The 9,584-nt window shown below is 68.5% G+C and carries 8 protein-coding genes; all 8 read right to left on the bottom strand.

What is annotated here, in order from left to right; all coding sequences use genetic code 11:
• Positions 1-110 precede the first annotated feature (110 nt).
• On the bottom strand, positions 111-257 hold the full coding sequence (locus A7D27_RS02945; protein WP_069564031.1) for a DUF2474 domain-containing protein: 147 nt from the start codon (positions 255-257) through the stop codon (positions 111-113).
• 17 nt (positions 258-274) lie between these two features.
• Positions 275-1,282 carry a cytochrome d ubiquinol oxidase subunit II gene (cydB, locus tag A7D27_RS02940; RefSeq protein ID WP_069564030.1) on the bottom strand — a complete coding sequence of 336 codons (1,008 nt, stop codon included), beginning with the start codon at positions 1,280-1,282 and terminating at the stop codon, positions 275-277.
• Between the two features lie 2 nt (positions 1,283-1,284).
• Positions 1,285-2,727 carry a cytochrome ubiquinol oxidase subunit I gene (locus A7D27_RS02935; protein WP_069564029.1) on the bottom strand — a complete coding sequence of 481 codons (1,443 nt, stop codon included), beginning with the start codon at positions 2,725-2,727 and terminating at the stop codon, positions 1,285-1,287.
• A 285-nt stretch (positions 2,728-3,012) separates the two neighbouring features.
• Positions 3,013-3,585, bottom strand: coding sequence for an NTP transferase domain-containing protein (locus A7D27_RS02930; RefSeq protein ID WP_069564028.1), 573 nt, complete (start codon positions 3,583-3,585; stop codon positions 3,013-3,015).
• Between the two features lie 218 nt (positions 3,586-3,803).
• Entirely contained in the window at positions 3,804-4,775 is a 972-nt protein-coding gene (locus A7D27_RS02925) for an XdhC family protein (protein WP_069564027.1), read from the bottom strand.
• 13 nt (positions 4,776-4,788) lie between these two features.
• Positions 4,789-6,012, bottom strand: coding sequence for a cytochrome c (locus tag A7D27_RS02920; protein ID WP_069559912.1), 1,224 nt, complete (start codon positions 6,010-6,012; stop codon positions 4,789-4,791).
• Between the two features lie 2 nt (positions 6,013-6,014).
• Entirely contained in the window at positions 6,015-6,554 is a 540-nt protein-coding gene (locus tag A7D27_RS02915; RefSeq protein ID WP_069559913.1) for a (2Fe-2S)-binding protein, read from the bottom strand.
• Positions 6,547-9,378, bottom strand: coding sequence for a xanthine dehydrogenase family protein molybdopterin-binding subunit (locus A7D27_RS02910; protein ID WP_069564026.1), 2,832 nt, complete (start codon positions 9,376-9,378; stop codon positions 6,547-6,549). The genes A7D27_RS02915 and A7D27_RS02910 overlap by 8 nt, the downstream gene beginning before the upstream one ends.
• Positions 9,379-9,584: the final 206 nt, after the last annotated feature.

Below are 9,584 nucleotides of genomic sequence, written 5' to 3'. Positions count from 1 at the left end.
ACGCCGGACGAAACTCCACAGCCTGGCGAAAGACATGAGCGCACACAACGCAGCGTCCGACCGTAGCCCGGACTTCAGTCCGGGAATGCTCGGCGCCGCGCCCAGGCTGCTCAGTGGGTGCTGAGCCCCGCGGCCGTCATCAGCATGCGCAGCAGGTAGGCCACCACGCCGAGGGCCAGGACGCTGAGGGCCCAGATGCCCACCAGCCAGCCCAGGCGTTGCCACAGGGGCTTCTTCGGGGTGTCGTCGAGGTTCATGGTCGCTCTCCTGCCTATCAGTGGTAGCCCTGGTCCGGGGTGACCTTGCCGCGGAACACGTAGTAGCTCCACGCCGTGTACACGAGGATGAACGGGATGATGAACAGCGCCCCCACCAGCGCGAAGCCCTGGCTCTGCGGCGGCGCCGCGGCATCCCACACGCTCACCGCCGGCGGGATCACGTTCGGCCACAGGCTGATGCCCAGGCCGCTGTAGCCGAGGAAGATCAGCACCAGCGTGAGCACGAACGGCAGGTGGTTGGCGTTGTTCGCCACCGCCCGCAGCAGCGCCCAGGTGCAGATCAGCACCAGGATCGGCACCGGCAGGAACCAGAACAGGTTGGGCAGGCTGAACCAGCGCTGAGCGATGGCCTCGTGGGCCAGCGGCGTCCATACGCTGACGATGCCGGTGATGCCCAGCAGCACCAGCACCAGCGGCCGCGCCAGGTCATGCATCTGCTGCTGCAGGCGCCCTTCGGTCTTCATGATCAGCCAGGTGCAGCCGAGCAGCGCATAGGCGGCGATCAGCCCCAGGCCGCAGAACAGCGGGAAGGGCGCCAGCCAGTCCAGGGAGCCGCCGGCATAGGCGCGGTTCACCACCGGCAGGCCCTCGATGTAGGCGCCCAGGGCCACGCCCTGGAAGAAGGTGGCGGCAATGGAGCCGCCGATGAAGGCCTTGTCCCACAGGTGGCGCTTGGCGGGCTTGGCCTTGAAGCGGAACTCGAAGGCCACGCCGCGGAACACCAGCCCGATGAGCATGAACATCAGCGGCAAGTACAGCGCCGAGAGCACCACCGAGTAGGCCAGCGGGAAGGCCGCGAACAGCCCCGCCCCGCCCAGCACCAGCCAGGTCTCGTTGCCGTCCCACACCGGCGCCACGGTGTTCATCATCACGTCGCGCTCGGTGTCGTCCTTGACGAAGGGGAAGAGGATGCCGATGCCGAGGTCGAAGCCGTCCATCACCACGTACATCATCACGCCGAAGATGATGATCACGGCCCAGATCAGAGAAAGGTCGATACCCATGTTCAATTCCTCGTACCCAGCGCATCGCCGCTGGTGTCATCGTCCGCCGATTCGTCGGCCGCCGAGAGGGGCCGCGCCGGGGTGCGTTGCTGACCGGGGCCGCCAGTGCCCTGCTCCTTGCCCTCGTCGGTGACCGGCCCCTTGCGCACCAGGCGCATCAGGTAGGCGAAGCCGGCGCCGAAGACGGCGAAGTAGACCACCACGAACATCACCAGGGTCAGGCTCAACTGCGCCACGCTGTGCTGGGACACCGCCTCGCTGGTGCGCATCAGTCCGTAGACCACCCAGGGCTGGCGACCCATCTCGGTGGTGAACCAGCCGGCGAGGATGGCGATCAGCCCGGAGGGGCCCATCCACAGGCAGAAGTAGAGGAACGGGCGGGAGCTGAACAGCCCGCCGCGCCAGCGCAGCCACAGGCTCCAGACACCGGCGAGGATCATCGCCAGGCCCAGGGCCACCATGATGCGGAAAGACCAGAACACCACAGTGGAGTTCGGTCGGTCTTCCTTGGGGAACTCCTTCAGCGCCGGCACCTGCTTGTCCAGGCTGTGGGTGAGGATCAGGCTGCCGAGGTAGGGGATCTCCACCTTGAAGCGGGTTTCCTCGCGTTCCATGTCCGGCCAGCCGAAGAGGATCAGCGGGGTCGCCTCACCGTGGCTGTTGTCCCAGTGCCCTTCCATCGCGGCGATCTTCGCCGGCTGGTGCTTGAGGGTGTTGAGGCCGTGCAGGTCGCCGATGAAGGCCTGCACAGGCGCGACGATCAGCGCCATCCACATGGCCATCGAGAGCATCTTGCGGATTGCCGGGTTGTCCCGGCCACGCAGCAGGTGCCAGGCCGCCGAGGCGCCGACGAAGAACGCCGTGGCGAGGAAGGCGGCGGTGGCCATGTGCATCAGGCGGTAAGGGAAGGACGGGTTGAACACCACGGCGAACCAGTCGGTGGGGATCACCCGGCCGTCGACGATCTCGAAGCCCTGGGGCGTCTGCATCCAACTGTTTGAGGCGAGGATCCAGAAGGTGGAGATCAGCGTGCCAATGGCCACCATCACCGTGGAGAAGAAGTGCAGGCCCGGGCCGACGCGGTTCCAGCCGAACAGCATCACACCGAGGAAGCCGGCCTCCAGGAAGAACGCGGTCAGCACCTCGTAGGCCAGCAGCGGCCCGGTCACCGAACCGGCGAAGTCGGAGAACGCGCTCCAGTTGGTGCCGAACTGATAGGCCATCACCAGGCCGGACACCACGCCCATGCCGAAGTTGACGGCGAATATCTTCGACCAGAAGTGATACAGGTCGCGGTAGACCTCCTGCCGTGTCTTCAGCCACAGGCCTTCCAGCACGGCGAGGTAACTCGCCAGGCCAATGGTGATGGCCGGGAAGATGATGTGGAAGGACACGGTGAAGGCGAACTGCATTCGGGCGAGATCGAGAGCCTCCAAACCGAACATGACGATTCCTCTAATCAGGTTGAAACAGGCACGGGCCAGCGGGTTCCATCGCACTTGGAACCGCGCCAGGTCGTAATTGTTCTTATGGAATCGCAGGCGGGCGGGAAGCGGACCGGTCGGCCCAATACCATTTCCGCCCACGACTTATTGATGCGGATCAATGCGCTTGAAGATTAACCAAGCCTAGCGCAGGGGTTGCTGTGGTTCGTTGCCGCGCGACAGGCTGCCGCGCGACCGAACGCCGCAGCACCCACGGTGCGGCGCCGTCCTTGAGCGGCTGCATGACTAGTCGGAGCAGAGGGCGTCGGGGTGGTCCACGTCGCGCAGCACGCCGGGGTCGTCCAGCGCCAGCGCCACGCAGGCATCCGGGTGGGCCTGCAACACCGGGCGGGCACCCTGGTCGCCGTGAAGGCCCTGCAGCTCCGCCCAGAAGTCCCGCCCGAACAGCACCGGGTGGCCCCGTTCGCCCTGGTAGCGGGGAAACACGATGCGTCCCGGTGCGGCCTGGGCCTGCAGTGCCCGCAGGCTGGCCTCGGTGATCCAGGGCATGTCCCCCAGCAGCACTGCCAGCGCTTCGGCGGGGTGACCGGCCAGGGCGCGAGCGCCGGCCGCCAGGCTGTGGCCCATGCCCTGGTTCGCGTCCTGGCAACGGATGATCCGCGCCCCGTCGGGCACGCCCAGGCGGGCCGGTTCGTCCTCGGGCCGCAGCACCAGGTGCACCTCGTCGAACACTGCCTCTGCCCGCGCCAGGCTGGCGGCCAGCAGGGTGCGGTCGTCGCCCAGCACAGCCTGGCGCTTGTCGCTGCCGAAGCGGGTGCCGAAACCGGCAGCGAGGATCAGGGCGACGACCTTGGGCATAAGCACTCCAGGGGTTCGAACGAAGGGGGCAAATTTGAATGTGCAGGCGCGAAACGTAGCCCGGGCTTCAGCCCGGGAACAAGGCCGGTCACCCCGGCAAGGACGGCAGGGTACGAGCGTGGGAGCGAATTCATTCGCGATGGCAGCCGCCAGGCTGCCCGGGCCGCTGCCGAGTTGCACAGCCCCGGGCTGAAGCCCGGGCTACGGGAGCCAGGCCCTCACACCCGCTCGCGGGCAACCCCGCTGCGCACGCGGACGATGTCCGCCATCACCGCCAGGGCGATTTCCGCCGGGGTCTTGCTGCCGAGGTTGAGGCCGATGGGGGCGATGATCCGGGCGATCTCCGCCTCCGACAGCCCGCCCACCCGGCGCAGGCGCTCCAGGCGCTTGGCGCTGGTGGCCATGGAGCCCATCACGCCGATGTAGAAGGCCTCGGTGCGCACCGCCTCGATCATCGCCAGGTCGTCGATCTTCGGGTCGTGGGTCAGCGCCACCACCGCCGTGTCGGCGTGGCAGCCGCCCAGGCGGATGTATTCCGAGGGCAGCTCGCGGCGGATCTCCACACCCGGCAGTTCGACGCCCTGCAGCGCCTCCTCGCGGGGGTCGCAGAGCACCACCTCGAAGCCCAGGCTCAGGCCGAACTCGGCGCACACCTGGGCCACGCTGGAGTAACCCGCCAGCAGCAGGCGCTGGGCCGCGCCGACCCGCAATTGCACCCGCTCGGCCTCGCGCAGCACACGGGGGCCCTGGTCGCGGTCCGGCAGCAGGCGGCGCGCACCGTCGCTCAAGGCCACCTCGCGGATCAGCCGACGCTGGCCGGCCAGGGCGCCTTCCAGCTCGCGCAGGTGCGCCTGGGCCTCGCAGTCCGCCGGCAGACGCTCCACCAGCACGTCGAGGATGCCGCCGCAAGGCAGGCGGATGGACGCATGGGTGTCGCTGCCGTCGCCGTAGCGCACCACCTGCACCGGCCGCTGGAAGACGCCGGCGGCCAGGCGTTCGAGGAAGTCATCCTCCACGCAGCCGCCGGACAGCGAGCCGATCCAGTGGCCGTCGGCGGTGGCCGCCAGCAGCGAACCCGGCGCGCGGGGCGCCGAGCCATAGGTGGCGAGCACGGTGCACAGCCACACCGTGCGCCCGGAAACCGACCATTCCAGGGCCTTGCGCACGACCAGCAGATCGAGGTGTTGCATCGACGGGGACCTATCAGTGGGTGGGCACGTCCGCGCGCAGGGCTTTCACCTGCTCCAGGGTCAGCTCGTCATCGAGCCCGCCCCAGGTCTGGCGCAGGTAGTTGAGCAGGTCGCGCAGGCGCGGGTCGTCGAGTTTATCGCTGAAACCGGGCATCGGCTGCATCCGCTCGAAGCCGGTGAACTGCTGCTCGCGGATGCCGTCGTCGATCACCCGCAGCAGGTTGCGCGAGTCGGCCTGGCGCAGGGTGGTGTTGCCGGCCATGGCCACCGCCACGTGGGGGATGCCCTGCCCTTCGGCGCCGTGGCAACCGGCGCAGACGTTCAGGTAGTCCTGCCGGCCGGCCTGGGCGCTGGGGCTCAGCTCGGCCAGCGGGCGGGTGGCGATCACCGCCGGGGCCGGTGGCTGGTCGCCCATGAGGAACACCGCCATGGCCTTGTGATCCACCTCCGGCAGGTACTGCAGGCTGTGGTGCAACACCGGGTACATCTCGTTGAACACCGTGCCCTGGGCGCTGACGCCGTGGCGCAGGAAGGTGGCCAGGTCCTCGGTGCTCCAGCCACGCGCAGCCATGTCATCGGCCTTCAGGCTCGGCGCCAGGTAGCCGAGGATCACCCCGCCCTCCAGGCGCTGTTCCTGCTGCAGGGCGCCCAGGGCGTTGCGCGGGGTGTGGCACTCGCCGCAGTGGCCGAGCACGTCCACCAGGTACTGACCGCGCTTCCACTGCTCGCTCTTGCCGTCCGCCGGCTCCAACTGCACGCGGTTCTTGTAGAGCATGTTCCAGAAGGACAGGCCGAAACGCAGGTTGAAGGGGAAGGCCAGCTCGGTCTTCGGGCTCGGCCGGGCGATCGGCTCCAGGCTCATCAGGTAGGCGTAGAGGGCGTCGGAGTCCTCGCGGCTGATGAGGTGGTAGGAGGTGTAGGGCATCGCCGGGTAGAGCTTGGTGCCGTCGGGCTTCTCGCCCTCGGTCAGGGCGCGGAAGAAGTCGTCGGCGCTGTAGCGGCCGATGCCGTGTTCCTTGTCCGGGGTGATGTTGGTGCCGTAGATGGTGCCGAACGGCGAGGCCAGCGGCAGCCCGCCGGCGTAGGGCGCGCCGCCCTCGATGCTGTGGCAGGCCACGCAGTCGGCGGCCCGGGCGACGTAGCGCCCGTGCTCGATCTGCGCCGCGTCCCGGGGGGCGTCGGCGGCGCTGGCCAGCAGCGGCAGGGTCAGGCCCGCCGCGATCATCAGTGCTTTCATGCTCAGCCTTCCTTCACCAGTCCGAGGTCTTCCAGCACTTCTGCGGCGGCTTCGTAGTAGCGCACGTAGCCGGTGCAGCGGCAGATGTGGCTGCCCAGGGCCTCTTCGATGGCGTCTTCCACCTGGCTGCGGGGGATGGGCTGGCGCTGGGCCTTCTCCACCAGCACGGTGGCGGCGTTGACGTAGCCGGGGGTGCAGTAGCTGCACTGGAAGGCGAAGCGGTCGACGAACTTCTGCTGCACCGGGTTCAGCTCGCTCACGGCGCCCTGGGCGTCGCGGCGGGCGTGGCCCTCGATGGTGCGCACGCGCTTGCCGGCGAAGTAGTGGGCGCCGGTGATGCAGGTGCGCACTTCCTCGCTGGTGCCGTCCGGGTTGTCGAGGATCACCACGCAGGCGTGGCAGATGCCCTGACCACAGCCCAGCCGCGAGCCGGTGAGGTTCAGGTGTTCGTGGAGGTAGTCGATCATCGGCAGGTCGTCCGCCACGTCATGGGGACCGACGGCCTGGCCGTTGACGGTCATGCTCAGCGCGCGATCAGCCATGGAGGGCCTCCTTGATGCGGGCGGGGTTCAGGGGAAGGTCACGCAGGCGCTTGCCGGTGGCATGGGCGACGGCGTTCACGATGGCGCCGACCACCGGGATCATCACCACCTCGGCGATGCCCTTGGCCGGGTCGCTCGGCGACAGTGGCGGGAGGATCTCGGCGCTCTGGCTCCACACGGCGCAATCCTTGGCGCGCGGCAACACGTAGCGGTTGAAGTTCCAGGTGCCCTCGCCGGGGCCGCCCTCGTAGCGGGGCATCTCCTCCAGCAGGGCGTGGCCGATGCCCATGGCGATGCCGCCTTCGAGCTGGCCACGGACCAGCTCGGGCACGATCACCCGGCCACACTCCAGCCAGGAGTGGTGGCTGAGCACGCGGACCTCGCCGCTGCCCTTGTTCACCTTGACCTCCACCAGGGTGGCCACAGGGCTGTAGTAGGTGACCATGGCGTTGTTCAGCTGGGTCGGCGGGTATTCCACGCGGGTGCGGTCCAGCAGGTGGTAGCCGTCGCGGTTCATGCGTGCGCGGGTGGCCGCCGGGGCGCCGTCGCCGTACTTCACCGCCACGGCGTCCAGGGGCAGGGTGTCGCGGTTGCCGTTGATCTCGAACTCCGCCTCGGCCCAGGCCCAGCGGTTGAAGCCGTGGACGCTGACGCCGGTGACCAGGCCCAGTTCGTGGGCCTTGTGCGCCAGCAGCTCGAAGGGGATCGGCGGCAGGCCGTTGGCAGTCAGCTTGCCTTCTACCCAGTGAGCGTCCTCGCGGCGCACCACGTAGGGGTTGGCCAGGCCGCCGTACTCGCCACGGCCCCAGATGGCCAGGGCAGCCGGCCACAGGCCGTGGTTGAACAGCACGCGCGCGGCTTCGCGGGTGGCATGGCCGGAGTAGTAGGCGGAGTTGGTGGCCGAGGACGGCGAGGCCAGCTTGCCGACCCAGCGCGGGTTTTTCAGGGCGGCGTCCTGTTCGGCCTGGCTGATCAGGTAGGGGTTGCCGCTGGTGGTGAGGCCCAGCTCCGGCCACTCGGTGACGCCGGTGCGGATCTCGTCAGCCGGGTGGCCGAGGTAGTCGGCCACCAGCAGGGCCTGGGAGGTGGCGGTGCCGGTGCCCATGTCGATGGCGATCTGGCGCAGGAACACCCGCCCTTCGGCATTGAACTCCAGGCTGGCCATGGGCGCTTCCGCCCCGGTGCCGAAGTCCTTCTGGCAGATGGCGAAGCCGATGCCGTAGAGGTTGTCCGGGTCCTTGGCTTCTTCCTCGCGCTTGCGCGCGTCACGCTGCTTCCACAGCTCGTGCTGGGCGGCCTTGTCGAGGATCTCGTCGAGGCGCATGGCCCCGGCGGGAATCGCACCCTGGGTGTTCTTCATGCCGGACTTGAAGACGTTGCGACGGCGCAGCTCGATGGCGTCCACGCCCAGGCGCTCGGCCACCTCGTCCACCATCATCTCGGTGGCGGCCATGGTCTGCAGGGTGCCGTAGCCACGCACCGAGCCGGCCTCCACGCCACGGGAGTGGTAGGCGGTGGCGGCCAGGTCGCTCTGCGGCATGTAGTAGATGGACTGCGCCGCCGTGGCGCCGACCGCGGCCACCGAGGGGCTGTAGTTGATGCGGCCGCCGCCGTCGACGTCCATGTGGGCGCGGAAGATCTGGAACGACAGGTCGTCCTTCTTCACCGCCAGTTGGTAGTGCATGTCGAAGGGGTGGCGCTTGATCCCGCTCTGGAACTGCTCGTAGCGGTCGTTGGCCAGGCGTACCGGTACGCCTTCACCGTAGATCGCGGCCAGCGCGGCGTAGAACACGAAGATGTTGTTGTCCTTGGTGCCGTAGCCGACGGTGTAGCCGGGGTGCATGTTCAGCTTGCGCACCTTGAAGCGCGACGGCGCCAGCATGTGGGCGGTCTGCTCGGCGGCCTCGAACGGGCACTGGGTGGCGACCACGAAGTGCAGGGTGCCGGTAGCCGCGTCGTACCAGCCGTTGCCGTTGTCGGCCTCCAGGGCCGCCGGCTCGATGGACTGGGTGGTGTAGCGTTCGTCGAAGACCAGCCAGCCTTCCGGCGGCGCGCCCAGGGTCTGTTCCATCTGCTGGGCGTGGAACAGGCCCTGCTGGGTCAGGTCGCCGTTGATGTCCGCCTGCTGGCTCCAGGTCGGTTTGCGCTGGCGGATGATGGGGAACAGCATGCTGTCCTTCAGGCTGGAGAAGCGGTCCGCCTCGTAGGGCGTGTCGCCGCCGACGCGGACGAAGCGGAAGCTGCCGTAGGGGTCGCGCTCGAACAGCGGGGCCTGGGCGCCGTAGCGCACCACCTTGTCGTTGTAGCGCAGCAGGTTCTTGGCCCGGCGGAAGCGCTCGAAGTCATTCCAGATCAGCAGGGCCACCGGGTGGCCGATGAACATCGGCACCTGGCCTTCCGGCAGCAGCGGGTCCGGGCTGTGGCCTTCGGGGAAGGCGATACCGTCACGGGCGAGGTCGGCGGCGGTCACCACGCGGTCCGGCTGCAGGCCGGCGTCGAGCATGGACAGGTCGAGCCCGGCGTAGAGGTGGTCGGCGCGGGTGGCCTTGATCAGCATCGCGTGGCCCTGCTGGCGCGGCCAACCGGGCATGTCCTGGGCGCGGATGTCGCGGGCGAACACTTTCGCCCCGCAGGCCTTGGATACGCCGTCGATGCGGGCGCGGGCCTGGCCGTTGGGGGTGAACCAGGGTTGCGGCGAGGCGGTGACACGGTCTTCGAACAAGGCAGCGAAGGCCGGGCTGCCCAGCGGGGCGAGCGTGACGCCGATACCGGCGATGACGCTGCCCTGCAGGAAGGCGCGGCGGGAAAAATCACGGTTGGACATGCCCATTCCTCGGGGTCTCGGTCAGGCCGGCCCCTTTTCTTTGTGCGTGAAAATCCGTCAGCCCCGTTACGCGGGGCCGAACCAGGGAAAGGTCGAGGGTATTGACTCGGGGGTCAGATTCTATCCATCTGGCGAGCCGGCACAAGGAAAAATTGTCCACGCGGTCAGAAAGATTTCGCCCTCGCAAGAGTCATCGCGTCGCACCC

Source organism: Pseudomonas sp. 1D4 (assembly GCF_001728925.1).
Classification (GTDB): domain Bacteria; phylum Pseudomonadota; class Gammaproteobacteria; order Pseudomonadales; family Pseudomonadaceae; genus Metapseudomonas; species Metapseudomonas otitidis.
This window is presented reverse-complemented; position numbering and strand designations above follow the sequence as displayed.